Below are 25,842 nucleotides of genomic sequence, written 5' to 3' on the forward strand. Positions count from 1 at the left end.
GAAAAATCTTCTCTTCATCCCTTGGGCAAGTCGGTGGCAACTAGAATAACTGCTACCCCTACTTATTGAGCCGATACAATATGGTGTTCCTCAAAAACTTGGCAAAAATTTACTTCAGGAACAGGAAGTTTCACTTCTTTTAGATGGTTTAGATGAATTAGCATCAGAGCGTCAGAAAAAATGCGTACAAGCTATTAACCAATTTATGGAAAGTGAGGAACGTCCTCTTTACATAGTTGTATGCAGTCGTAGTGAGGAGTATAAGTTATGGAAAACTCCTCTAAAATTAAATGGTGCATTCTGTTTATCATCATTAACTCAAGCACAAATACAGCAATACCTAACCAGAGTTAAACTATCTGATTTATGGGAAAAAATTAATAAATTTCCTGTGATATTAGAATTAATTAAGACCCCATTGTTTTTAAGTATGATGACTATGGCATACGAATCACTTTCAATTGATGAATGGGGAAGCTATACAACAAAAGAAACTTGTCGCGAATATTTATTAAAAGTTTATGTGGAAAGAATGTTGACACGGAAAATCAAGAATTTATGGTATCCTGTAAATAAAGAACCCAAGATTGGGGAAGTTAAGTATTGGTTGAGTTGGTTAGCTAATTATCTTAAATTTAGCAGTGAATTTTATATAGAAAATTTACAACCTAACTGTTTAGAAAATTCAACACATAAAATAATCTATCTAACTTTAACAAATGATTCTTTATGGATCAAAATATATTCTTTAATGGTTATTTTTTTATTGTCATTCGTTGTTGGATTTTTGGTGCTGTTCAATTTGAATTTTGCACCTTTTACAGTTTTTACTGGTTGGATAATTTTTCTATGTGGGTTATGTGTATATTTCGATTGGGAATTATGGCTGATGTTCCCTAGTTTAATTTCATTAGGAATGTTATTTCCCAATTTTTTTAGCTTTTTGCTGTCAAACCAAGCAAGTAAAGTAATATTTTACTTTGTATTAGTATTATTCCCTTTTATTTATTCTCTTTTTAAAGTGTTACTTGTATTGACATTACATTTTGAGTACAATAATTCTCATAATTGGCTAAAAAAATGTTTCGGTAAGAACTATGTAAATGATATTGGCACAATATATATTCTTGATTCTCTAAAGTGGTCTTGGGATGATGCCAAGAAAAAATTTATGGGTATTTTTGTAAAAAGCATAGGTTTTTTTCTAGTTTTGATAGGATCTTTTTCTTCTTATTCTTTGGTACAATACCTACAGCTTGGGAAGCTGCCACATTGGAAGGGATTTATTTTGATATTGCTCTTATTAATAGGATCAGCTACGATCTGTGGATTCATAGCTACTATTACAGGAATATTTGATGGGCTAAGGTTTAAGGAATTAGAATTAGAAGAAAAAAAGATTCCTAATCAAGGTATTTATTCTTCATTGATAAATACTTTTCGGGTTATTGTTTTTTATACTGTTCCCAGTAGTTTATTCTTTTCGATATTAAATTTATTCTTTTTAATCCTTGGTTCTTTATTAAGAGATGAATTTAACCTAATATATAGCATAAAAAATGTATTTTTATATGGAGTTTATTTAGGTATTATATTTGGATTTATGTTATCAATGATGCCAATGCCAGTAATTGAAAGTTACTATGAAGACTCCATAACCTCCATTAGAATATCTTTTAAAGGTTTTCTATCGGGTAAAGGTTTTCAATTAGCTAAAGTTGTAATCCAGCATTTTATATTACGTTTTCTTCTTTGGTTTAATGGTCATATTCCCTGGAACTATGCCCGTTTTCTTAACTATGCTACCGAGCGTATGTTGTTGCAAAGGGTAGGGGGACGTTATCGGTTTATCCATAGATTCTTACAAGAGTATTTTGCTAACATCAAATGAAATTAATCATTTTTCGGACTATTTTATTTATAATTAAGTTGTCTGTAGAATTAATGCTCTGGAATATGACCGAAAACCCCTTTCGTCGAAGTCCCCACCCGCCAGAATCAACTTTAAAAATTATTTGGAGAAAAGGTTGGAAAATATAATCTTCAGTCAGTCATCAAGCGATACTTATTGTCAAAGAGAGTCAGGAAACTATACCAGCAATCCCAGAACAACCAGAGATTTCTGCACCGGAAACAGAGGATTCTGGTATAATGGAAACAGCACTACAACTAACTGAGCAAACAAGCGAAGGAATTCTATCTGCCCCGCATCCAGAATTGATAGAGGCAATAGAAGATGAGGTGGAAGCTGCAAAAGCAGTGATGCAAGCTACCAATAAATATGAGGCAACTTGCGATCGCCAATTCATCCTGACATCGGAATATTTTCCAGTGACGCGGCGGCAGATGAAGCAAAGTTGGCGTTACTTGCGCCGTCCCGTGCGGGAAGGGCCGCCCGTAGAATTGGATGTGGAAGCCACAGTTAACCAGATTGGGCGACAGGGCATTTTGTTAAGTCCGGTGTTGGTGCCGCGGCGGGTAAATCGATCGCAATTACTGTTATTAATTGATCGCGACGGTTCGATGGTGCCCTTCCACGATTTGTCCCAGCGGTTGGCAGAAACGGCGGTGCGAGGCGGGCGTTTGGGGAATGCTGGCATTTATTATTTTCAGAATTGTCCGGTGGATTATCTATACCATGACCCCTATCAGTTGGAAGCAGAGAAAATCGATCGCTTGCTGGCTAACCTGCGGCCTGAGAAGTCTGCTATGTTAATTTTTAGCGATGCTGGGGCGGCTCGCGGGGGTTACAGTGAGGAAAGGGTGGAGTTGACGGCGGCGTTTCTCCAACAGATTAAGGCAAAGGTGCGGTATGTAGCTTGGCTAAATCCGATGCCGGAGTCGCGCTGGGAGGGGACGACTGCGGGTAAGGTGGCGCGTTTAGTGCCGATGTTTGAGATGGCGCGCCAGGGATTGCAGGATGCGATCGGCTTGTTGCGGGGAAAAAGTCAGAGTTCGGTTTTTGTTGGGACTGAATAAGGGGGATGAAATGAAACCTGAAGTAGCCCGCAGACGAATTGAAGCTTTCGAGAGGCGTTTTGGAAAAACGCACTTAATTTTTGCGTGTCATGCGGCGTTTCCCTTGGCTTTGACACCGGATTTGTTATATAAGTTGTGGGCTAGTTTCCAGCGAGACATTCACGGGTTTGTGTTAGGAATTCCTTGGGTAGCTGTGGCGGATTTGCTACTTTCGAGTTTGTGCGATGAGGTAGGGCGAGAACTCTATGAAATGGATACAGCGGTACGAAATTCGCTGTTGAATCGGTTGAAAGAGAATGAGAATTTTGGGCAGCAGCGGATTAATGAGTTGTCTGATTTTCTGTTAGTTTATGTGCGGCAGCAACTTCAAAGTAATGACCAAGAGGTGCGAGATTTTGCTCAGGCGCAGCGGTGGACAGCTTTGGCCTATACCAGACCGAGTGAGGCGGCGCGTGAATTGGCATTAGCATTAAAGAATGCTTATCAGCAGGATAGGTCTGAAGTGGTGCGGATGGCTTCGTTAGTAGAGACTTTTGCAGAACCATTGGCAGAATTTGAGCCCTTATTAGTTTACGCGCGCAGTATTGATAAGTTTACTCGCGGTGATTTGGCAGGTACAGTCGCTCAGCCCAATCAAGTATCTGCGCCCCAAAAAAAGGTAGCACCTGCTGGAGTAAAGTTGAATATTACTCCAAGTTTACCTATTAAAACAGTCTCTAAACGACCTCTCATAGCTAACCGATATCAAGTTATTCGACAAGTAAGCAAAGGAGGTTTCAGTCGTATTTATGAAGTGGATGATAGAGGTACTATCAAAATTCTAAAAATTTTAAAACTTGATGCTGTAGACGAGGAACACAAAGGCAAGTTAGTCGAATCATTTAAACAAGAAGCCGATATATTATGTCGTTTGCGCCATCCAGGAATTCCGAGAGCCGAGCGCGATGGCTATTTTACCTTGATTACCAAAGGAAAATTAGAACGAGTACACTGTTTTGTTATGGAAAAAATAAATGGAGTTAATTTAGAGCAATGGCTGATTAAAAGAAACCGACCTATTAATGAATATTTAGCTATTAACTGGTTAAAACAACTAGCATATATCCTCGATCAAGTCCACCGTTTAAATTATTTTCATCGAGATATCAAACCGAGTAACATTATGGTTCAACCAAATGGTAAGTTAGTCTTGATTGACTTTGGTGCAGTTAGGGAAGTCACAGCTACCTATTTTGCAAAAGTTGGTCAAGGGGGAAGTGTTACAGTGATTATTTCTCCAGGTTACACGCCACCAGAGCAGGCGAATGGTAAAGCTGTTCCTCAATCTGATTTTTTTGCCCTCGGTCGCACTTTTGTCCATTTGCTAACAGGCAAATCCCCTACTGCTTTTCCAGAGAATCCACGAACAGGTAGATTGATGTGGCGAAAAGTAGCACCCCATATTTCAGATCCTTTTGCTAATGTAATCGATTACTTGATGGCACCTTTTCCGGGTAACAGACCGCAGAGCCCGCAAGTGATTTTGCAATGTATACATGAGATAATTGTAGAACAGCAATTTTCAAAATTGACTAATTTGGAAAAGGATATTATGTACAAATTGGCTTCAGACGCAGCTCCCGTTTCCGTGGAAACTTTGCGAATATTTTTTCCAAAAGTAGCATCAAAATTAATTGATAATTTGCAATCTCTAGTAGCTCGTTCCCTAATCAAAAAAGTGAAAGTTGGCAGCGAGATACTTTTTACGCTAGAACCAGAGATTAGGGAGGATGTGGTGAGAAAGCTGAATCTACCGAAAAAATGAGGTGCGTTCTCCCTTTTTACTACGCTGATTATTCTCACAATTCCCAAACTACATGATACAAACAACAGTAATGATCGCGCGAGCCATTGAGGTTAATGTTGCGATTCTTCATGTTTCCCTTCAGGACTAATCGTGAGATCGAAATAGCTATGCCCTCTCTTCCATTGACTAAACTATGAGTGACAGCACCAGCTCAGAAAGTCTGGCTGAAGTTAGAGATACCCCAGACAAACCCATTACAGAACCTCGTCTGTACCAGAGTAGACCGATCGCCCCTGTTGCGACACCCCCTCCTATGGTATCCAGCCTCCACGCACAACTGAGAACAGACTTGTGGCAGCAATACCCTTCAGGTGTCGGCTACTTCCAACACCGAGCCAAGGGCAACCCCAACAACATCATCGAGCACTACATCGCCAACCCCGGCGACATCACGCTGCTGCCCTTAGACGAGGCCATGCAAATTATTGACAAGTTTGGGCTGACCGCTGCCAAGTTACACCTGATTTTTGCCGCTCATATTATGAGACAAGAAGAGCCGTGGGAAAGCTTATTCACTCTCGAAGGCAGTGACTTAATCAAGGAAATGGGCTGGGACAAACGCACAGACTTGCCCGCGTCTAAAAAACTGAATGAACTAGCTAAAACAGCGTATGCTCTAGGTTGCCTAGCAATCAAAGCCACATGGGTTGAAGGCAAACACAAAAAAGGTGGAATTAGAGCCAGCGTTGACACCTCGCGAATGTGGAATATTCAAATTCAGTTAACAGGTCAGCAGAATCTGGAGGGCAAAATAGAGCAGCCTGATGAAGTCTACATCACAGTCCAACCGGGGCTCTGGACTCATGCCTTCTTGAACAAAGCAGGTTACTTCGCCAAAGAAGCCTTGTATCAGTTTGGCTATTTAGCCCAGGAGATTCTCAAAATCGATGCCTACCATGATGAACTGGCTTTGCGCTTAGCACTTCATCTGACGATGGAAAGCCGATTTCACACCAGTGGCAGTTACAAAGTGGAAACCCTTCTAAAAGCGCTCCTATCCCAAACGGTAATCGATATAGCCCGGTCTGACCGTAGAAAAGCTTACACGCTGATGAATAGCTGGAATCACACCCTGGAAGTGCTGTTGAAACTCCAGCGAGCGTTTCAAATCGAGTTTGACCAAGAGACCTACCCAGAATGGCTGAGACCCGGTAGCAAGGATCGAAAAAAACGAGGATACTTTGACACGCTATTGGCAGCCAAAATTACCATCCATCCGCCAGCACCTATCCCCCAACTCCTGGCAAGCAAAGCTGAACTCAAACAGGTTCAACCCCGCCTGAAAGAAGCTCCCAAACCTAAACTGACAAGCAATGAGATAAAAGAAGCAAGAACAGCCAAAGGTTGGACTCAAGCACAATTGGCTGGCTGGCTAGGGGTGTCGCAGCGTTATGTATCCATGTTGGAACGTGGGGAGCGAATCCCTGCACCAGAACTGGAATCCCAAATCTGGCATCTGTTAAGCATTTCAGATTGACATATTTAGGACTTACGCACAGCCTCAATATACGGTGTGAAAGTAGGGGCAACCCCCCCTGAAGAGCCTCTATCCTGATGATGCTTAGCCTTAGTCCTAATTTGACATACTCCCCGCTAGTCAAGAGACGGGGATTCTACGCTCAAACAGCGACAGCAAGCAGAGCTTGACTAACATCGCCATCACCTTAGTTTTTTGCCCGGTTCAAGGGCTGTAGCCTCTGTATTCTCGTCCATCAAACTCAGGTGATGACCACTAGCCCTGTCTGGCGTGAGGAACGAGGTTACTAAGTTTCAGCGTTTTGATTGTGAGTCCAAGTTCCGAAAAACAATTTTTTTTGATCGAAGTCTCAAAAACCCGAACGTGAAATAGCGGTTTTATCCTTTTTCTCCGGTTCAGATTTAACACGCCAGACAGGGCTAGGTGATGACCACCCGTGTGTCCAGGACATAACTCTCACCAAAGCGACCCTACAAACCCACCTTTCCCGGCTGGTTTTTTTTTCAGCAAAGAATGCTCGGACTGTTCTGAAACTTGTTCTAAAAAAAATAGGTATTTAAAATCGCTCTCAAATCCATACCCCATATAAGTTTGACCGTTAGAACAAAACCTCTAGAATGCCGCGACAAAACCTCTAGAATGCCGCGACAAAACCTCTAGAATGCCGCGACAAGTCATTTTTGAAACTCTTACCACGTAAAGTTTTCAGCTTTTAGAACAACTCTGATCAGTCTTATTAGACTGATTCGCCACCAAATCCCGTATCGGCTGGTCTGGCAGGATTGAAAAAATAGTCGCGCACCCTTTCTCATCTTTTAGCGGGGCGGTCAGTCTCAACACTGCTGGATTTAGGACAACTGCATCGCTACAAAAAAGCGATCGCAAAAGTACAAGACCTTAAAACCGCTTCGCTAAAGTTTGCCGATAGTTCAAGCGACGGCGCTATGAATCGAGTTCCGGCGGAACTACTACCACACCTGGTTGTTGAAGCCAACCCGAAATCCTGTTGAGTGCAGCGAGCGCTGCATTCGCGCTCAATAGCCCGCGGTCAAATTCACAACAACCGCTCTGGCAAACCTTGCGGCTGTCACAGTCGCATGAAGGGACATTTACGCTCATTTTTACCCCGGAATAAAAAATGGTTGCAGATACAACTACCTGGCACAAACCGCCATTCGCCCGACACGCCGCAGTTTACGAAGCCCTAGCCGACATACTAGAAGGCGCTACCCCCAGCGCCCTCAAACTCGCCCTTTACCTGTACAGAACCTGCATCGGTGGCAAACCAGAGGAAATCGACATCAATTGCATCCCCTTGGGCGAAAAACGAGCCACAAGAGTCCGCAACGGCAAGCCCTACAGCCCCAACACCAGGCGGGCAGCCCTCAAACAACTCGAAAAACTTGGTTTGGTCAAAATCCTTAAAAACTATGGGTGCGGCATTTTCCGCATAGCAGTGCAGCACCTGGGCGACGTTCGCCCCTTCACTCACACCAATTCAAAATTCCAAAAACTGAGCAAACCGTCAAAAAATCGACTGAACCAACCAAAAATTGAGCAAACAGGGGGTTCAAACCCTGATGGTGCCGTACTCTTTACAGAGGATAAAAAAGAACAGCAAAGCACTGAAAATGTTGCTGCTGTTTTTTTTAATTTTTCTCAAGAGGAAGAAAATTTAACATCACCAGATAAAAAACCACAGCTTGTAACTGGGATCAAATCTAAAAGCACTGAATTAAATAAAAATTCAGAACAAGAACTAAAAACCCCTAGTGAAAATAAATGTTCCGCCCCAACCGCTGAATGTCTGACTATTAATTCAGATAACAGTCAGGCAGTCGATGTGGCAATGCCTTGCACTTCAGAACAAATAGGTTTGACCTCTAAACCCCCGCAAAAACTGCTGACAGAACTCAACAGCCTCGACAATCCAACAATCTCTGCCGCCAAATTACCAATACCTACCAATAAAGCTGTTCCGTTAAGTCCTGAAATATCTTCGCCCGTTACTCCCCAAGTTCCTGAAATTGTCGAAGCGGTTGCAATTGCCAACCCCGATGCGACTGAAACTGTCAAAGCCGTTCCAATTACTAATCCTGATGCGACTGAGATTCTCAAAGCTGTTCCAATTGCCAATTCCGAGACAACTGAGATTGTCAAAGCCGTTCCAATTACTAATCCTGATGCAACTGAGATTATCGAAGCGGTTGTAATTGCCAATCCCGATGCGAATGAAATTGTCGAAGCTGTTCCAATTGCCAATTCCGAGACCACTGAAATTATCGAAGCGGTTGCAATTGCTAATTCCGAGACCACTGAGATTATCGAAGCGGTTGCAATTGCCAATCCCGATGCAACTGAAATTGTCGAAGCCGTTACACGAGCCACAGGAGGCATGAATCCCGAATTAAAAACTTGTGTGCTCCAGCACAGCTTAAACGAAATCCAAGCCGCCATAAACTTGCTGCAAGTCCGAAGCCAAACAAAGCAAATATCCAACCCTTCAGGGTGGGTCGTTGACTGTTTGCGCGGTCGCTGGTGGGAAAAAACTAACGGTTTTCAAAACTCGAACCCAACAAATGTTGTTTCGTCTCCAGCTTCAGCAGGCTCTTCTCCAACTCCAAAAAATTCTCCTTCTGCACAGACAACAAGAATAACTGAGGATTATATTGACCCTCAGTATATGCCATTAACAACTCACCGAAAGTTATCCGAACAGTTCCAAGAACTAGGCGAAGAAGCTTTCGCAGCGGTAGGTATTCAGCAGCAAATTTACTTGCAGTGGATACAGCGATTTCCTCAGCAAGCAAAACAAATTTTCAACAAATTATCTACTACTTAATTATTTAGCTTAGCTGTGAAAACAGTGATTATTTAACCCATCTAGACAGCTTCCAATCCTTTAAACAACTTTTAGAACAGTTTAGTTAACAACAATATCAAAGGAGAATACCAGATATGGCAGTCAGTTTTTTTGACAAAATTATGCCGAGCAACATTGATGCAGAGGAAGCAGTTTTAGGCGGAATTCTGATCGATCCAATCGCCATTAAAAGAGTCGAAAATATTCTGCGTCCCGAAGCGTTGGCAATTACAGTCCACCAACATATTTATCGGGCCGCTTTAGCGCTGCACTCTAAGGAGCAGCCCACAGATTTGATGAACATCACCACCTTCCTCGACGACCACAACCTGCTGGAAGTAGTAGGGGGTCAAACCAAACTGGTAATGCTGGTAGACCGAACTGTTTCAGCCGTCAACATCGACCAATATGCTTTGCTAGTCGTGGACAAGTTTGTCCGCCGCGAACTCATCAAAGTTGGCAATGACATCGTACAGCTTGGCTACGAGACTTCCACCGAATTGGATGCGATACTAAATAAAGCCGAGGAAAAGATTTTTGCCCTCAATAAGTACAAAGAAGAGCGACAAAAAGCTATTCGGCCTCTCTCGGAATACTGCGGGGAGCTTTGGCGATATCTAGATGAAATTGAGGAACAGCGCTTGGAGACTGCTAACTACTTTCCTGGAATCAGCACGGGGTTTTACGACCTCGACGACCTCTTGGGAGGGGGATTTTACCGAGGTGAATTGATTGTCATAGGAGGTCGCCCCGGCAGCGGCAAAACAGCTTTGGCTTGCGCGCTTGGCTACAACATTGCTTCCCTTCCCACGAACGGTCGAGTTTTGATGTTTTCGATGGAAATGCCAGGTCGGGACTTGGCAGCGCGACTAATGGCACTTGAGAGTGGGGTGTCGGTGAAAGATATCAGGAAAGTTAACCTAGCTGGTAAGTACGAAGTGCTAGCTTCGGCTTTAGGGAAAGTTAGCGATGCTGATTTTTGGATAGACGAAAGTTTGGAACCGTCTCCCTTGGAGATTCGTTCCAGAGTTAGGGAGTTTGTTTGTGAGCGCGGCCCCTTGGGTTTGGTAATTGTTGATTACTTGCAATTGATGGTCAATTCGGCAGATGAAAATGTTGTCAATAAAATTAGCGAAATTACGCGGCAGATGAAGATTTTGGCTCGCGAGGTTGACGCGCCGGTTGTGCTGCTTTCTCAGCTCAATCGGGGGGTAGAGACTCGCACGAACAAGCGTCCAAGTTTATCGGATTTGCGTGGCTCTGGTGGAATTGAACAGGATGCGGATGTTGTGCTTGGAGTTTACAGGGACGATTATTACAATCGGGATTCTCCTGATGGGGGAACGGCTGAAATTATTGGATTGAAAGGACGGAATAGCGGAACGGGAACGGTTAAGTTGCTGTTTGATGCTGAATGCTGTCGGTTTCGGAATATCTATAAACTCCGGTAATATTAAAGGACAGACAGGAAAATATTGAACTCTGTCGCCTCACTTCAAGAGCCCAATCGCCTTGACAAGCTGTTCCGGCTGTACCTCCAAATAGCGCTGGAGACTAGACAAATTTTTGTGTCCCGAAATCTCCATAATCACCCGCAGCGGCACCCCCGCATTGCTCAAATTAGTCAGCGCCGTCCGCCGCATCGAATGTGTTGAAGCCCCCTTAATTCTTACCCGCTTGCAAGCTTCTTTAAAAATCAAATCTGCAAAAGAGCGCGTCAAAGGCTTCGTACCCTCTCGCCCCGGAAACAAAAAACCTACATCCGGATTGTAAGCGTTTAAATACTTAGCCAGTATAGGATGGAGCGGCAGCGTTCGCGTTGCTGATTTCCCCTTTGTCGTCGCTTTCCGCAACGTGACTGACCCCCCAACAATGTCGTGAGTTGTTAAAGCTAACGCCTCTGAAATGCGGCAGGCGCAGTAAAAAGTTACAGCAAACAAAAGCCTGTCCCTTGCTGTAATAAAACCCCGGTCAAACAGTCGGTCAATTTCTGCGGGCGTCAAAATCTTAGCGCGCCCATTCCCAAGAACCTTCACGGCGCATCCTTGACGGGTAAATTCCTTCATTATTGGACGAAAGGGAGGTTACGTCAAGTAGGCTAACTGGCTTCTATTCTTTGATGGCCAACCAAATCTGGCTTAATCGCTTTCTGGGCAATCGGAGGCGCTTGTTGCAACTCACTTCCCGCTTATTGCTATTCAACTGACTCGAATTCTCGGGAAAGTTGATAATCGGCAAGGTAGCGATCGCGTCGATGAGGTCTCTGAAGGTAACAGGTTCAAGGGCTGTCATAACACCGCGCCACCAAGAAAATTATTAGTAACTAATCTAATTATACTATTGTTTGATTCTACCGGCAACCTTTTTTGTTGGCTGGTTATATTCTGAAGAACAAGTCATCAATATTCTCCAATAGTTCTTCTACTTCCCGGTGTGGTTCGATTTGGAGACGTTTGTCGATCATCGCACCTCGCTGACGAAAGCAACTACACCTTTACTATACAAGTCTGCTGCAACCGGACTTGACATCAACGCGATTGGGCGGGATCTCAAAAAACTGATAGCCTAGCCAGAGTTGGGCATTGAGAATAGTTCGTCAAATATAGATTCCAATTGATTGATTTAAGGAAATATCGCGCTGCAATTTCTTTATCAAGAAATTGGCCTAAAAACCTATCAAAACAAATCTGTTGCAGTCGATGCACAGTTGAGAACTCATGTCAATCTCAAAAGGAAAGCGAGATTTGATTTCGGGCCTGCCACTAAAACAGTTGAAGGATATACCACCTTCAACTGAGTTGCCTGCAAATTTTGCCAAAATTCATCCCCCGCGCTTTGAGTGCGGCTTTAGGGTGCGCTGGGCTGATGTTGGCGAAGAAGGTGACTGGGGAATAGTTATCGGCATATTTTACAACTACGAACAGCGCCGTTGCTGTTGGATGTGGTGCTACGTAATTTGGCTGGCTCCTAATTCCAAGAGTACAGCTTGGTGTCAATTTGACACGGCGTGGGAAGAAGATTTAGAGAGGTATGAGGATGAAAAAGCCGCATACTTTGACAGATAGAGAACGCAATTTGATTGCAGTTTACAGCCAATGCCAATTGGGAATGACGCCAAAACAGTTTTATGTTAAGTGGGGGGTAAGTTACGAGCAAATTGCCTCCATTTGTTCCCGCTCTGATTCGACGGTACAGGGTTGGTTTAAACGCGGAAAAAATCGAAGATTTCCTACTGCTGTTGATTTGCGCCATTTGGCAGTAATGGATTTTCTGCTGGAACACTTTGAGGAGATTCCCGACGTACTGGCGAACTTGCTGTGTCCGCATTCCGAAGATAAGAAGGTGCGTTAGAAGAGAATTGGAGCGGTTTAAAGCACAACCCTAATTAATTGTCAAGGTCAGCGTGACCTGTCTTGAAGAATATTCTCTCAACTAGCGTAATGGCAAGCAAGGAAAAAAGAACGCAACCTATTACTGTCGCTGGTGAGGTTAAAATGACTTATTTTGAGAGATTGCATCCGTGGTGCATCATTAAGCTGCTTCCTAATTGTCAGCGTATTGTTGTGGCGCGATTTCGCAGGAGGAGGGATGCAGACGATCATTTTCGGGTTTTGCAACGGTTTGTCAAAGAATTCACATTTGTGATTGTTTTTGACATCCCACCAAAGCCTACTTTGCCTAAAGAATAACGACGCAGCTCTGTTTGAAATCGAATTAATCGAGATACCTGCGTTAGATTAATATCAGGAATTACCCACAGACTCTATACGTAGGTGCACTTGGCGCACGTTACCGCTATGAGTAGTGTGTTAAGCCAATTTTTGCGTAAGTCCTGAATATATCGGCTTTCCCGCAAATTCTCCCAGTTATAGAAGCAACTGATAACTGGGAGAATTTTTTATCAATTAGGTGCTGTTAACTCGATAGATTGTCAAAGGCAGGCTTGTTAAAGTGTACTAAGTGTATAGCTTGTTATTCTAGTCTTGATTGACGCGACCTAGCGATCGCATTTTGTACCGATAGCTCTAATTATATGAGTAAATATACTCACACTAATAGCTGTGCGATCGTAAATGTGGGTGATACCAGTATAGCTGGCGATCGCAACAGAGTCTCCCCTCTAACAACAGCTAAGTCATTTCCGGCAATGCAAGAAGCATTTGTTGAGGAAATCTCTAAATTAAAAGCTATTCCCTAGCGGGAGAAGTTGAGGGATAACCAACTTCTTGCTGTTATGAACGCTAACAAGTCTATTATAAACCCCCACAAGACCTTTCCTGAATCAGCTAGCCAGCACTTCCCTCAAGCCAAAGAAGTAGTTGCAGTAATTTTTCCTTTCCTCATTCCCGCACCTGCTGAAGAACATCCCTTCAGGTTAAATGATATCGTTAAAACTGGTAACCAATACGGTACTGTTACTTCTCTAAATCAAACTGAAAAACCTGTGACAATTACTTGGGACGCAAGTTCGGGCGAAAATTCATTTTCTTGGACTTATAGCCGTGATGAAATCCGCGCCCTTAAAATCTCCATCGTGCCTCACTTTATCCCTAAAAAGACTGCTGGAGAACTTCCAACTTGCACAACCATCGTACTCGCTAATTCCCAACAGGTACAATTCAGCAATGCAACTCCTTTCAAAGTAGAATCGCTGAGCGAACACCACATTCTCATCTGGGCTCTCGACCAATTGTATCACTTTCCCATCAACCTGTTTCCCGGCTACCCGACAATTTGTACCATAGATATCCCGACACCCCAGCAATTAAAAGCCGCCAGCTATTTATCTGTTACCGATATCATAATCAGAGCTAAAACGCATTTAGCTCTCGAAGTACCCGACAACTTTTTAGAATTCGCTATGCCAATCTACAAACAGCAGTTAAAAGAAAAAATAGCTCAACAATTGAGCGAAGAAAATTACCAACTTCTCGACTTTGACATAGCTTGGGAAGAAGCCTGGAAGCAGCAGTTAGAAAACCTAACAAAGAAACAAGGCTTCTACGGATTTAGAGAGGGAGATTGCATTTTACAGCACCGAGAAGGATTTCAACGAATGGGGAGAGTCCAACACTTGAACGTTGAAGAGCCACGTCCATTTCACATCCAGTGGAACAGCGGAGAACTCCTAAGTTACAGCTTGAGAGAACTCAAAGGTTTGGGTATTGCCCGCATCAAACCTATTGTTAAATTATCGCCCAATGTGGCTTATCAAATTAGCGAAGACGGCTCCTACTTTACAGCTTGGATTGGGTTTCGTACTAAAGCACTAGCTAAGATTTGGCTAATACCTATTAAAAAGCTAGTTGGCCGCCTGAGCTACCTAATTGATTGCCAAAGTCCAGAACTTCAACATACAGGTTCTAAGTACGAGTATGTTGTAGAAATACCCAGACATAAAACTTTAAAGAAGCGCTTAGAAGCTCTGTGGGAAGTGGCTGAACTTGATTTAGAAAAGATGCCAAAATGATGGGAATGGAGAATAGGATTGGCTAGTCTGTAACAAAACTGTAAATGCAATTAAAAACTCTTTTGCCAATCCGAAAGATAAATCGCCTAGCGGCGAAAAATGTTGACTTTCTCTACTTATAAATACCCACTAAAGGAGCAATCTTTTAGTTGGTTTTAATTCACTCTTCAGCTACAATTTCAAAGAAATAACCATGAACAAAATAGTAATAATTTCTGGCAGTCGTTCCATCCAGGAATTGCCATCAGAGGCTCATACATCTCTCAATCGCATCATTGAACTAGGGTTTGAAGTCAGAGTCGGTGATGCGCCTGGAGTTGATAGCTTAGTTCAGCAATACTTGCGGTCTAAGAACTACGAGAAAGTTTTGGTTTACTATGCCTTGTTTAGCGGCAATGGCAAACCCAGAAATACTTCTGGTTATCCAGTTGTTGGTATTAGCGGAAACTATAGCGCTCGCGACATCGAAATGTGTTCGCATTGTGACTACGGATTAGCCATTTGGGATGGACATAGCATTGGCACAGCAGTGAATATCAAACGAGTTAAAAAGACCAAAGTTGTGATTGTTTAACAACTAACAACAGCAGCAAAATCAGCTCAGAATTATCATAAAATTCAGAGCTGATTTTTAATTAAACAATACTTCGTACAACTTTTGTTATTAATGACATAATCAGAGTTTTAGGTAAGTTCCACTAAGGAAAAATCAACCATTCTAGCCATTTTTTCTGAAAATAGGAACTATTGTTATAAGTCAATTTTGATTTGAATGTTCCTCCATACTCCCCCTCAAGCTAGCGCTTATTAGGATGCGATCGAATTAGCATTACTGTACACTAATGATTCAAACTTTACTAGAACGACCGCAGGAATTTAAACAAATTCCCTTTACTCTCAAGCCGCAGCAGCAGCAAGCACTCGACAATTTGAGAATATTTGCAAGCAGCACCGAGCCATTTTTCTTACTTTGCGGTTATGCAGGCACTGGAAAAAGCACACTTATTTTCCTTATAATCAAAGAACTCTTGGCTCAAAGCAAGCGTATTGCCCTTACTGCACCTACTAACAAAGCCGTCGGTATCCTCAGAAAAATGGCAGCATCTCAAGGCATTTTCGGAGTAGATTTTATGACGATACACCAGCTTTTAGGCTTAGGCATGGTTCGCAAAGAACAAGAGAAAGTTTTGGAACAGACAAGCTGTTGTTACATCCACCTCTATGATATCATTTTCCTCGATGAATGTTCGATGGTGGGAACTCAATTGTGGTCTTGGATTGAGCGCAGATTTGAACATACTCTCTTCAATCAGCGGAAATTAATTCTCATGGGCGACCCAGCGCAACTTAATCCTGTTGGAGAAAAGCGCTCGCCTGCTTTCAATATTGCCAATAAAGCTGTATTAACTCAAGTAGTTAGACAAGCTGGAGAAAGCCCCGTCCTTGATTTTATTACGGAATGTCGCTCATTTGTCAAGAGTAAAACAGATGTCTTTTTGCCACATCCGAATTACAACTCATTGGACAAATCTAACGGTGCATTCAAAGTTAAACCAGAAGCACTCATCCAATATGCTATCAAAACCATCAAGCAAGAATTTGCCTCAAATCCTGATTGCTTTCGGATTTTGTGCTGGACAAACAAGCGAGTCAACTATTACAATCAGGCTGTTCGAGAACAACTTTATGGTCGAACAACTGCCAGATTTATATCTGGAGAAAGGTTAATTACTAAGAAACCAGTTCTGGCTCCTGATGGTAAGACTGTGATTTTAGCCACATCAACTGAATTTACCATACAGCAAGTTGAAATAAGTCAGCACTACGGCTACCGAGTATGGCTGTTGAAGATTATGACTGATGATGGTCTATTTCGGCAAATCTTTGTGCTGCATGAATCGGAAAGTAAGCGCTACCAAGCTGAATTGAAAGAGAAACTCAAAAGTGCCAAACGTAATGGATTTCTCTGGCGGAAGTATTACTGGTTTAAAGATGATGTATTTGCCGAAGTTGACAATTGCTTTGCCCTGACTATTCACAATTCTCAAGGTAGCACTTTTGATGAAGTTGGTTTGGACAGCAATGACATTTTGACTCGACTTTTGGTAGGCAAGGAAATGAGCAGCCAAGAGAAACTTAAAGAGTACCACCGTCTTTTATATGTTGGAACAAGTAGATGTCGCCAACGAATACTATTTGTCCCTCCTAATTCATTCCGAGTGCAACGAGTATTAGCTCAATTGTAGAGGAAGGGGAGGGGGAAGGGGAAGGGGAAGGAAAGATAAGTTTTCACTTTTTTGAGTTGAACCTTCTTCTCTCAGGACTTACGCACACGATGCCAGAAATCGGGTTTCTTCGTAGATATCTAGTTGAGAAAGCAACAATTTTTCAGAGAAATCCGGTTGATGAGCGTAAGTTCGGTTATCTCATTTATCAAAATCTAAATAATCAGTTTGCTTCAACTTGAACATAACGCGAGTTTACTGAACTTGTTCCACCCTTACCCCTCCCCTTCTCTTAACCTTCCCCTTCCCCTTCCCCTTCCCCTTCCTCACTGCTATCGCAGCGACCAATCAAATTCTTGACACCCGACTAATTATTATGGCAAAAACTCGACTTTCTGGAACACATTCTAAAGAGGAAGTAGTGGAGAGAACAGCTAAGAAAAAACGCTCAACTGTAACAGTCAGTAACTTGACTCCTACTACGAAGCCATCAGTCAAAAAAACAACTAAGCTTTCTTCTCCCCTACCCAAAACAACACAAATAGAAGAAGTAGCAGCGAACTACATCACAGACAATGGAACTTCTACACCTTCTGACACCCCAACAAATCCCACTCCAGAAAACCATCTCAATAATGAAATCACAGATTCTCCAACTCCGACATCTTCCCTATCGGCTGTTGAACTTGCCTGCAATTCAAGAGAATTCAACGATTATATACAAGCCCTGAAAGGCATCATTCCCAGCAATAGCAGCCATCCCATTTTGTCCAATATTTTGATTGAAGCTGATGCAGAAACTCAACATTTGCACCTGACTGCTTACAATTTAGAATTTGGAATGCAAGTGAGCTTTGGTGCGAATGTCAATCAATCTGGAAAGCTTACCCTCCCCGCACCCATACTTGCTGACATTCTGGGAAAATTTCCTAACGGCAGCCTTACCTTAAAGAGTTCTTCTGAAATTATTAAAGGAAGCGACGTTCCATCAGTCAGTGCCACTCTGAGTGCGTCAAGAAGCAAGCACGCCATTCGCGGGCTAGCTGCGGACGAATTTCCAGCTATCCCCAGCGTTAAACAAAAACTTGTAACGCTTCCTGCTAGCGTGTTAATTGCTGTACTCAAAGCTAGCTTATTTGCTGTCAGTGCGGAGGAAAACAAACGCATTTTAACAGGAGGGAATTTTCAACTCAGTCACGACGCAGACAGAGGACTCGATCAACTGAGAGTTTGGACGACAGATGGGCATCGGGTAGCAATGGTTTTAGGATTGAACGAAAGCAGCAATTCCCACCTTTTGAGCAGTCAAATAATTAATTTTACTGTCCCTGCTAAGGTACTCCGGTTATTGGAGCGTTCTTTGAATTCTGCTGACAAAGTTACGATTTACTATGAAGGTTTGCCAGAGCAACCTAGTAATTTTGTCGCATTCGAGTGGAATAATTGGCGGTTGACAACGAAGTTGCTAGAAGGGCAATATCCAATTTGTGACCAAATTATCGCTCCCTATCGACATCAATTTAGCCATCAAGTGGTGGTTGAGAGGCTGAGCTTTTTAAAAGCCTTAGAGAGGTTAGCTTCTCACAGCGACAAGTCTCACCTAACAGCTATTTTAGAATTCGATTTAGATGCCCAACAAGTGCGAGCATCACTCAACAATACTCTTAGTTCAGGAACTGAAACAGTTGATGCTAAATTCTGGGGCTGTGAGTTTTGTCTCAAGTGCGACATCCGCTATTTGATTGATACAGCCAAAGCGATTTCCAGCTCAGATTTGCGGGTGTTAATGGCAACTCCTACTACTCCCCTACTGATTGCACCGTTTGGAACGCCTGCGTCGGGCACAGAGGCTTTAGAGTGCGAATACATTGTCGCTCCGCAAGAATAGTCGTGCATTTGGGGAGGGGCATCTAAATTTGATGCCCTCTCCTGCAAAAATTCGGAGCCTATTGCTGTATAATTTAGGAGGGTTAAGTGATTTTTTGCAACACTAAATTGTCTACAAAGACCACATATATTTTACTATTATTTTTTGATTTGAGCAACCTTTTGGGTGGTCAATCAGTGAGTTTTAATGTTTCTCTCCATTGGTTAAAATAAGCTCGCGACCGCCGACCCTGTTGCACCTTGAAAATTTCCAAAACCGCAAGTAAGCGAGGTGTAAATTGCCCCAGTCTTGCGCTCTGGAATCAGCTTCCACTCGCTCAAACCTTTTGCTTTCTATTTTTTCTTCATGCCGTGCTTTTTTGCTGTATCTCAGCAGCAGAGGGTTTAGCAATTTTTCCTTGCGGTAGTGTGTTCAGCGCCTTCGCGATCGCCAACAATTGAGCCAGGACTTACGCAAAAAATACTTGGTAACACTATTGGTAGCGGTAAAATTCACAATTTTTCCACTACAGATAGAGCTTATGCGTAAGTCCTATGAGCTTAACTTCAGGCACGGCTCCCCTATCGGGGAATAGTTATCAGAAGTATTCTAACCACTCAAAATGTACCAACCACTGCACCTCAAATACCGACCCAAAAGCCTCCAAGAATTAGTGGGTCAAGACACCATCAAAACAACCTTGACCAATGCCATCACCTCCGACAAAATTGCTCAAGCTTACCTGTTTACCGGGCCCAGAGGAACAGGCAAAACCTCAACCGCTCGCATCCTTGCTAAATCCCTCAATTGTTTGAATAGCAAAAAGCAAACCGCCACTCCTTGCGGAGAATGTTCAAGCTGCAAAACCATTGACTCCTGTTCAAGCTTAGACGTAACTGAAATCGATGCTGCCTCTCACAATGGCGTGGATGATGCCAGAGAATTAATACAACACAGCAACTTTGCGCCAGCGATGAGCCCTTACCGCATCTGGATTTTAGACGAGTGCCACCAACTCAGTACCAGCGCTCAAAATGCTCTCCTCAAATGCCTTGAAGAACCTCCGGCTCATGTGGTGTTTATTCTCTGTACGACTGAAGCACATAAAGTCCTGCCGACAATTATCTCCCGCTGCCAAACTTTTAACTTCCGAGCCTTGTCAGTTGATGCTATTGTCGGACAATTGCACAAAATTAGCTCCACTGAATCTATTGAGATCGCAAGTGAGGCCATGCGGGCGATCGCTCGTACCTGCGACGGAGGGTTAAGAGATGCCCTGCAATTACTTTCTCAGCTTTCACTGCTAAACTCAGAGATTACCCTAACTCAAGTTGCCGAAGTATCTGGCAGCATCAGCGAGCAAGACTCGATCGCCCTTCTCAAAGCCATTCATTCTGGCGATACCTTAAGCGTACTGCAATCTTCGAGAACGCTCATTGACAGCGGCAAAACCCCCAAACTTATTCTCAGCAGCTTGCTAGCAGCAATGAGAGATTTGCTCATTGTCAAATCAACGCGCCACTGCCAGAATTTAATTGCAGGGCCAGTAGGCTATTCACAACTGCGCTCGCTCGCTCTTCATCTCGATTTTGAAACAATTGATGCGGCTTGTACACAATTGCAAAAATCAGAATTTCAATTGAGAACTAGCACCAATGCGGCTACCTGGTTAGAAGTCTGTCTGCTGAACTTGATGCTGTCAAGCAAACCCGCTGCCCCCGAAACGCGGTTGCCGGCAACTTCCCAATCTAATCAGCCTGACAAATTTGATAAAACCCATCAAAAAATAGAGGCAGATTCTCCTGACTTTGAAACAACTTGGGCGCAAGTAGTAGCAGCAGCGAAACCAGGAAATCGTAGCCTCTTAAACCGTGCTCAAATTGCCGAACTTTCTGCTGATTCATGTGTGTTAGCAGTAGAAAGAAAATACGCGAACAAGTTTCAGAGTCACCTTGAATGCGTGCAGCGGATCGTTACTAAAGCTTTAGGCCGCTCTGTTACTGTAACTGTCAAACAACAGGAGGAATTAGCAGCATGATTAGCATCCTAATTGGGAATGATACCTACGCAATTGAACGAGAAGTTGAAAAGTTTAAGACTCAAACTCATCCTCTCTGGCGAGATTTCAACATCCATCGGTTTGATGCTTCTTCCCTGGATATAGCTATTTCTGCGGCTGCTTCAGTTCCTTTTGGTGTCGGAAGTAAACTTATCGTAGTTGAGAATTGTGATTTCAAGCAATTTGGGGAGACGGGGCTAGAACTACTGCAAATCTTGCCCCATTTACCTACCACAACGCACTTAGTTTTCACTGCTGCTGTTATCGACAAACGGCTCAAGGTAGTCAAGCATTTATTGCTGTTTGGTAAACTTAAGGAGTTTACTCTCATTCCTCCTTGGCGTACTGATTTAATTGAAAATGCGATCGCTGCTACTGCTAAACAGATGAATCTCTCAATTGCCAGAGATGCTGTCAGTTATCTAGCGGTAGCGATTGGTAACGATTCTGCTAGAAGAGTTAGTGAACTGGAGAAATTAGCCATTTATGCTGCGGGCGATCGCATTACGAAAGAAGCTGCTAAAATCCTCGTTCCAGCTACCACAGCCAACTGTTTTCAACTTGCCGAAGCTCTTTTAAAAGGTCAAGCAGTGGCGGCAATTAAGGTGCTTGATGAATTGCTATCTCGGGCAGAGTTTCCTTTAGCAATTATTGCCACTCTCCAAACTCAGTTTAAAACTTGGCTGTGGGTAAAAGCTACTATCAATTCCGACCAACAACGTTCTGATAGCGAAATTGCTAGTATGTGCGGAATTAGTAACCCCAAACGGCTGTATTTCCTTAAGCAGGAGGTTAAGGAAGTATCTGCGAACTTCTTAAGTCGATCGCTCTCCATTTTGTTTGATTTAGAAATTGCTCTCAAAACAGGAGATAAGCCTGACTCGATGTTGCCTGCTTTGCTCAGCATCACTCAACTCACTCACCTTAAATAACAGGAAAGCGCTGCCGAGTTAATTCGGCAGTCTTTCATTAACAATCCTGGAGGCAAAAACTGCTTTGCAACACTATTGGTAGCAGTAAGGTGCGCGGCGTACCCTACAGATAGAGTTTATGCGTAAGTCTTAATTAACTGTAGTGATAAAGAAGTTGTTTTTCTCATTAATTTATCAAAGAAGTTTTTGAGTTTATTTATCGCACTAGGTCGCTATTTCTGTTTAATAACAGCTCATCTTTCCTGCATCATCCAAACGAGAAAGCCCAAAATTTGCTCAACAGGAGGTAGTGGATAATCTGTAAGGTCAATGGACGCGCATTGCTCTTCTAGTTTAAGAAACCGCCAAACTGTACCGCTAGTTACCGTTCCGTAAATCGTCGATATCGGCTGTTGCTTTTGTTGGTTAAAGCGTTGAGCTGCAACCATTTCTGCAAGGCATTGCCCTAGAGCCGGTTTAAGGTCTTCTTTTTTGGCTTCCACCAATATAACCGCAGGGGCTTTGATAAATAGTTGCTCCGGGGAACGACTAAGAAGAAAGTCAACATACCCTGTAAGTTCAGCCTCCGGTTCTACATTGAATTCTTCGCCTGAAAAAACGCTAATCTGTCCTTGAAGTTGGCGTTTTACTTCTAGTAACACAGGATTGATAATCCCCTCCGAACGAGCTTTTTCGCTACTCACCGCGATCGCCCAGGGAATCGTTTCTTTAAGAGTATCCTGTAGTAAAACACTAGGAGTCACTGGGAGGATTTCTGGTAAAAAACGCGCTCCTTCAATGATTGTGAGATGGAAATCATCTACAGCTTTGCTGAGAGTAAATTTACTGTAAGGCATAGGTTTATTATTCTTAATCGGATATTATAACACTTCGGGGTTAAATGAGGTAAGTCTGGTAATTGGTAAGCTGTCGCGTCTTTAAATTATATACTTAAATCCTTGTAGAAAAAGCGTAAAATTTTCTCCCTCTCTCCCCTTCTCCTTTTCTCCCTCTCTTCCCCTCATTCCCAACATACACTTTAGATGCGTAGCAGCTTAGGCAGTTGACATCTCACTTGCTTGAGAATCGCTATATACATGGCAAGTGTACTGTGTTAATGCTAGCGTCTCACGAGGCGGGGCGATCGCGCAGTGAGGTGGAAATCTACCGCTTTGTTGGTTCCTGAACCAAAACCCATAATTGCTACCAAAATCAGTCCGACTCCCAGTTTTTTTATTAATTTCTTCTCTCGTTCTTTTTCCTACCTATCGGTAGTAAAAGAGAAAAGATTCATTCTTAGAGTGACCAATGCCTCCCAATTATATCAACCTTCTTTCCCAACTAATAGCCAGACATGATTTTCACCAAAATAACTTCCCAGAAGCCAGCCATTTGCAGCCAACTGCAACAGCCGATTTGTGTGAGTTTTTAGGCGAAGAGGTTATTTATCAGACAATCGCGCCTGCTATAACTCCTAAGCTCTACAAAATTCCTCAAGACTTGCCGCCTTCAATAATTTCTGCTTTGCACCGCCAAGGCATTCAACAGCTTTATTCGCACCAAATTAAAACACTCAAAGCCGTGCGCCAGGGCAAAGATGTCATCCTCAGCACAGCAACAGCTTCTGGCAAATCTTTAAGTGCGTACTTGCCTATTTTAGAGGGCATTCTCCAACATCAATTTACTGCACTCTCTATTTATGGCTTGAAAGCTTTAACAGCCGACCAAAGTCAAAAACTTGCCGATTTGCTCCAACTGATTCCTGAGCCTGCGCGCCCGCGCCTTGCCCTTTTAACTGGGGATACTCCTCCCAAAACCCGAGAACAATTATTAGCTGCAAACCCTAGCATAATCAGCGCAACACCAGAGTTAATTCACTATGCGCTGAAAGGCGTTCACTGGAGTCAGCCTTGGCAGCACTTTTTAAGTCGCCTCCGCTATATTGTCCTAGATGAAGCTCACACTTTTAACGGAGTTTACGGAGCTAACATGGCTAGCTTAATTCGCCGCTTAAAATTGGCAGTAGACGAGCGCGGAGGTTGTTCTCAAAAACTGCAATTCCTGATATTGAGTGCTACCGTTGGCAATCCAGTTAAATTGGCGAAGTTACTATCTGGTAGAAGTCGAAAGCGAAATATCAATAAACCCGAGCGGTTAGTTTGGATTAACTCTAGCGGAGCTGCTGTTCCAGAACGGCAATTAATTGTTACTAAACCGACTCATGATGCTAATTCCGATGTTGCTCGCATCATTATGTTTTTGTTGCAGCAAGGGCAAAGCGGAATTTGCTTCGGTAACGGCAGACAAGCAATTAAGAACTTGTGGGCAACTTTTAAGCAAGAAGCTGTAACTCAAACTAACTCGGGAATTGAGTCGCAAGTAGCAATTTTCTACGGCAGTTTAACAAGCGAGCGCCGCATGGAAATTATTAACTCTTTGCAGTCAGGAACAGTTAAGTGTATCCTCAGCACTAGCGCTCTCGAAGCAGGAATTGATTTGCCTCAACTTGACTTTGCTATTATTAGGGGATGGCCGGGAAGCTTGCAAGCTTTTAGGCAGAGGGCTGGCCGGGCCGGTCGCGCAAACTCCGGTTTAATTGTCTTCATTCCTATTGCACAATCACCTTTGGATAACTATTTTGCCGAGCGCCCTGAATTGTTGCTGTCAGCCGAATCTGAATTGGTGAGCTTTAATGCCAATTATCCCATAGATATTGCCAAACATTTGATGTGCGCGGCTGTCGAAACAGGCATTCCTGCCAATAAGCTCAAGCACTACTTTGGCAAGAGCGCTCATATAATTGCAACGGCTTTAATTGAGCAAGGTGTTCTTCACAGAAGCCGGGATAAATTATGGGCTAAGGGCTTTCCCCATAAAGATGTAAACTTTCGAGGGGGAACGGGTTCTAGCACGATACAACTGGTGGATGCGGATACTCAAGAAGAGATTGAACTCCTCAGTGCGGAGATTGCTTATCGAGAGGTATTTCCTGGTGCTATTTACCGCACGCAAAACTCAGACGGCTGTTTGGTGACTTATACTTCGCGCTCACTCTTGAATGGCAAAGCTATTTTGCAAAACACCCCTGAAACTCGACTGTTTACTGTAGCGATTAGCCACACTGATACCAGCCTCAAACAGAATTTGAGCTTGCCTCAACAAATCCCGTTGGTCATTCCAGAAGTTGAAGGAAATGTTCAAACCAATTCAACGGATAGTAAGGCAATTCCAGCTCAAGCTATTCTGGAACTGGTTTGGGGAGAAATTAGCCAACTCGTCACTGGTTATCAATTATTAACTCGCAATTACGAGTTAACTTGTCTCAATAGAAAGTGTGTCAATTACAGAGAGCATTTACCAAAATGTACTGCCTGTCCTGTTTGTGGCAAGAGAACTCGCTCTGCTGAGCTAACATCGGTTCTTAATGAGGTAAACTTTGAGCAACCTTACGAAATAAAATTTGCGACTCCTGTACTGCAAATTAGTTTTAATTCCCCGGTTGAATGTTATCTGCAACAGGTAGTAACAGCTACTCGCCAGGAATTGCTTCAATCTCAACAGCAGATTCCGCCCGGATATCAGCAATTGTGGGAGTACCCCGCGAATTTGTTGGCTATTCACAGTTTCGGCCATCAAATTTTAGCCGCTTTACCTCTGACTATTTTGGCTTCCGCTAATGATGTGAATTTTCTGGTAGAGAAGAGAGGTGCAAATGACTATGCAGGACTCTTTTACGATTTAGCAGAAGGGGGTTCGGGAACCTCGGAAGCTATTTTTCGTTCTCTCCCTCAATTAGCTCATGCGGCTGCTGAGTTAGCCCGCAGTTGTTCTTGCAGTTCTGGCTGTCCTAAATGTTTGATTCAGTCGGGATGCCCTGATGGTAACAAAGCTTTACTCAAGCAGGTGGGGCTGCTGCTGTGCGAAGCATTTTCTACTCCTTAAATATCAAAAAATTGGTGGAATAGACGGCTGAGAAAGGGGAATGGGGAGAGAGAAATAGGGAAAATGGGAGCGGGGAATACAGTGTAGCTTTTTTGTTTGAAAAAAGCTACACTGTATTCCCAATTTTTTTTCCTGTTTTTATTAAACAAGACGCTGCTTGCATCAACATAGAATTGTGCGAACCGCTACTGCGGTTTTTAGGG

20 protein-coding genes are annotated in these 25,842 nt (G+C 43.2%); 17 read left to right on the forward strand and 3 right to left on the reverse strand.

Annotation, left to right across the window (positions count from 1 at the left end):
* Window positions 1–205 precede the first annotated feature (205 nt).
* The 6 genes from QUA50_RS19215 (at window position 206) to dnaB (ending at window position 10,616) form a co-directional block, all read left to right on the forward strand.
* Window positions 206–1,891 carry a hypothetical protein gene (locus QUA50_RS19215; protein ID WP_333265937.1) on the forward strand — a complete coding sequence of 562 codons (1,686 nt, stop codon included), beginning with the start codon at window positions 206–208 and terminating at the stop codon, window positions 1,889–1,891.
* A gap of 260 nt (window positions 1,892–2,151) precedes the next feature.
* Complete coding sequence (locus QUA50_RS19220; RefSeq protein WP_333265940.1) at window positions 2,152–2,979, forward strand: hypothetical protein; 828 nt, start codon at window positions 2,152–2,154, stop codon at window positions 2,977–2,979.
* Between the two features lie 10 nt (window positions 2,980–2,989).
* Entirely contained in the window at window positions 2,990–4,783 is a 1,794-nt protein-coding gene (locus tag QUA50_RS19225) for a serine/threonine-protein kinase (protein WP_333265942.1), read from the forward strand.
* A gap of 175 nt (window positions 4,784–4,958) precedes the next feature.
* A complete protein-coding gene (locus tag QUA50_RS19230) occupies window positions 4,959–6,302 on the forward strand; it encodes a helix-turn-helix domain-containing protein (RefSeq protein WP_333265944.1) in 1,344 nt (447 codons plus the stop codon).
* 1,138 nt (window positions 6,303–7,440) lie between these two features.
* Window positions 7,441–9,144 (forward strand): hypothetical protein, encoded by a 1,704-nt coding sequence (locus QUA50_RS19235; RefSeq protein WP_333265947.1) that lies wholly within the window; start codon window positions 7,441–7,443, stop codon window positions 9,142–9,144.
* Window positions 9,145–9,260: 116 nt separating this feature from the next.
* Window positions 9,261–10,616: a replicative DNA helicase gene (dnaB, locus tag QUA50_RS19240; RefSeq protein WP_333265949.1), complete on the forward strand. Its 1,356-nt coding sequence runs from the start codon at window positions 9,261–9,263 to the stop codon at window positions 10,614–10,616.
* A gap of 39 nt (window positions 10,617–10,655) precedes the next feature.
* Here dnaB and QUA50_RS19245 read toward each other — a convergent pair whose 3' ends face one another.
* The gene (locus tag QUA50_RS19245; protein WP_333265952.1) at window positions 10,656–11,231 is read right to left on the reverse strand and encodes a site-specific integrase; all 576 of its coding nucleotides are present in this window, start codon (window positions 11,229–11,231) and stop codon (window positions 10,656–10,658) included.
* A 43-nt stretch (window positions 11,232–11,274) separates the two neighbouring features.
* Window positions 11,275–11,457: a hypothetical protein gene (locus QUA50_RS19250; RefSeq protein WP_333265953.1), complete on the reverse strand. Its 183-nt coding sequence runs from the start codon at window positions 11,455–11,457 to the stop codon at window positions 11,275–11,277.
* Between the two features lie 425 nt (window positions 11,458–11,882).
* On the opposite strand from QUA50_RS19250, the gene QUA50_RS19255 reads away from it, so the two are divergent.
* From QUA50_RS19255 to holA, 10 genes are all read left to right on the forward strand, one after another.
* Window positions 11,883–12,230 (forward strand): hypothetical protein, encoded by a 348-nt coding sequence (locus QUA50_RS19255; RefSeq protein ID WP_333265955.1) that lies wholly within the window; start codon window positions 11,883–11,885, stop codon window positions 12,228–12,230.
* Complete coding sequence (locus QUA50_RS19260) at window positions 12,202–12,516, forward strand: hypothetical protein (RefSeq protein WP_015179664.1); 315 nt, start codon at window positions 12,202–12,204, stop codon at window positions 12,514–12,516. The genes QUA50_RS19255 and QUA50_RS19260 overlap by 29 nt, the downstream gene beginning before the upstream one ends.
* A gap of 89 nt (window positions 12,517–12,605) precedes the next feature.
* Entirely contained in the window at window positions 12,606–12,854 is a 249-nt protein-coding gene (locus QUA50_RS19265) for a hypothetical protein (protein WP_333093920.1), read from the forward strand.
* Window positions 12,855–13,198: 344 nt separating this feature from the next.
* A complete protein-coding gene (locus QUA50_RS19270; protein ID WP_333265957.1) occupies window positions 13,199–13,363 on the forward strand; it encodes a hypothetical protein in 165 nt (54 codons plus the stop codon).
* A 36-nt stretch (window positions 13,364–13,399) separates the two neighbouring features.
* Window positions 13,400–14,635, forward strand: a complete 1,236-nt coding sequence (locus QUA50_RS19275; protein WP_333265959.1) for a hypothetical protein — start codon at window positions 13,400–13,402, stop codon at window positions 14,633–14,635.
* 193 nt (window positions 14,636–14,828) lie between these two features.
* Window positions 14,829–15,209 carry a hypothetical protein gene (locus tag QUA50_RS19280; protein WP_333265960.1) on the forward strand — a complete coding sequence of 127 codons (381 nt, stop codon included), beginning with the start codon at window positions 14,829–14,831 and terminating at the stop codon, window positions 15,207–15,209.
* A gap of 268 nt (window positions 15,210–15,477) precedes the next feature.
* The gene (locus QUA50_RS19285; RefSeq protein WP_333265962.1) at window positions 15,478–16,881 is read left to right on the forward strand and encodes a DEAD/DEAH box helicase; all 1,404 of its coding nucleotides are present in this window, start codon (window positions 15,478–15,480) and stop codon (window positions 16,879–16,881) included.
* 355 nt (window positions 16,882–17,236) lie between these two features.
* Window positions 17,237–18,748, forward strand: coding sequence for a DNA polymerase III subunit beta (dnaN, locus tag QUA50_RS19290; protein ID WP_333265964.1), 1,512 nt, complete (start codon window positions 17,237–17,239; stop codon window positions 18,746–18,748).
* A gap of 601 nt (window positions 18,749–19,349) precedes the next feature.
* Entirely contained in the window at window positions 19,350–20,765 is a 1,416-nt protein-coding gene (dnaX, locus tag QUA50_RS19295) for a DNA polymerase III subunit gamma/tau (protein WP_333265965.1), read from the forward strand.
* Complete coding sequence (gene holA / locus QUA50_RS19300; protein ID WP_333265966.1) at window positions 20,762–21,718, forward strand: DNA polymerase III subunit delta; 957 nt, start codon at window positions 20,762–20,764, stop codon at window positions 21,716–21,718. Before dnaX ends, holA begins: the two co-directional genes overlap by 4 nt.
* 233 nt (window positions 21,719–21,951) lie before the next feature.
* Here the strand turns inward: holA and QUA50_RS19305 are convergent, their stop codons facing one another.
* A complete protein-coding gene (locus QUA50_RS19305) occupies window positions 21,952–22,554 on the reverse strand; it encodes a hypothetical protein (RefSeq protein ID WP_333265967.1) in 603 nt (200 codons plus the stop codon).
* 451 nt (window positions 22,555–23,005) lie between these two features.
* On the opposite strand from QUA50_RS19305, the gene QUA50_RS19310 reads away from it, so the two are divergent.
* Window positions 23,006–25,639: a DEAD/DEAH box helicase gene (locus QUA50_RS19310; RefSeq protein WP_333265969.1), complete on the forward strand. Its 2,634-nt coding sequence runs from the start codon at window positions 23,006–23,008 to the stop codon at window positions 25,637–25,639.
* Window positions 25,640–25,842 lie beyond the last annotated feature (203 nt).

Origin of the sequence: Microcoleus sp. M2_D5, from assembly GCF_036701935.1 — a bacterium.
GTDB lineage: Bacteria > Cyanobacteriota > Cyanobacteriia > Cyanobacteriales > Microcoleaceae > Microcoleus.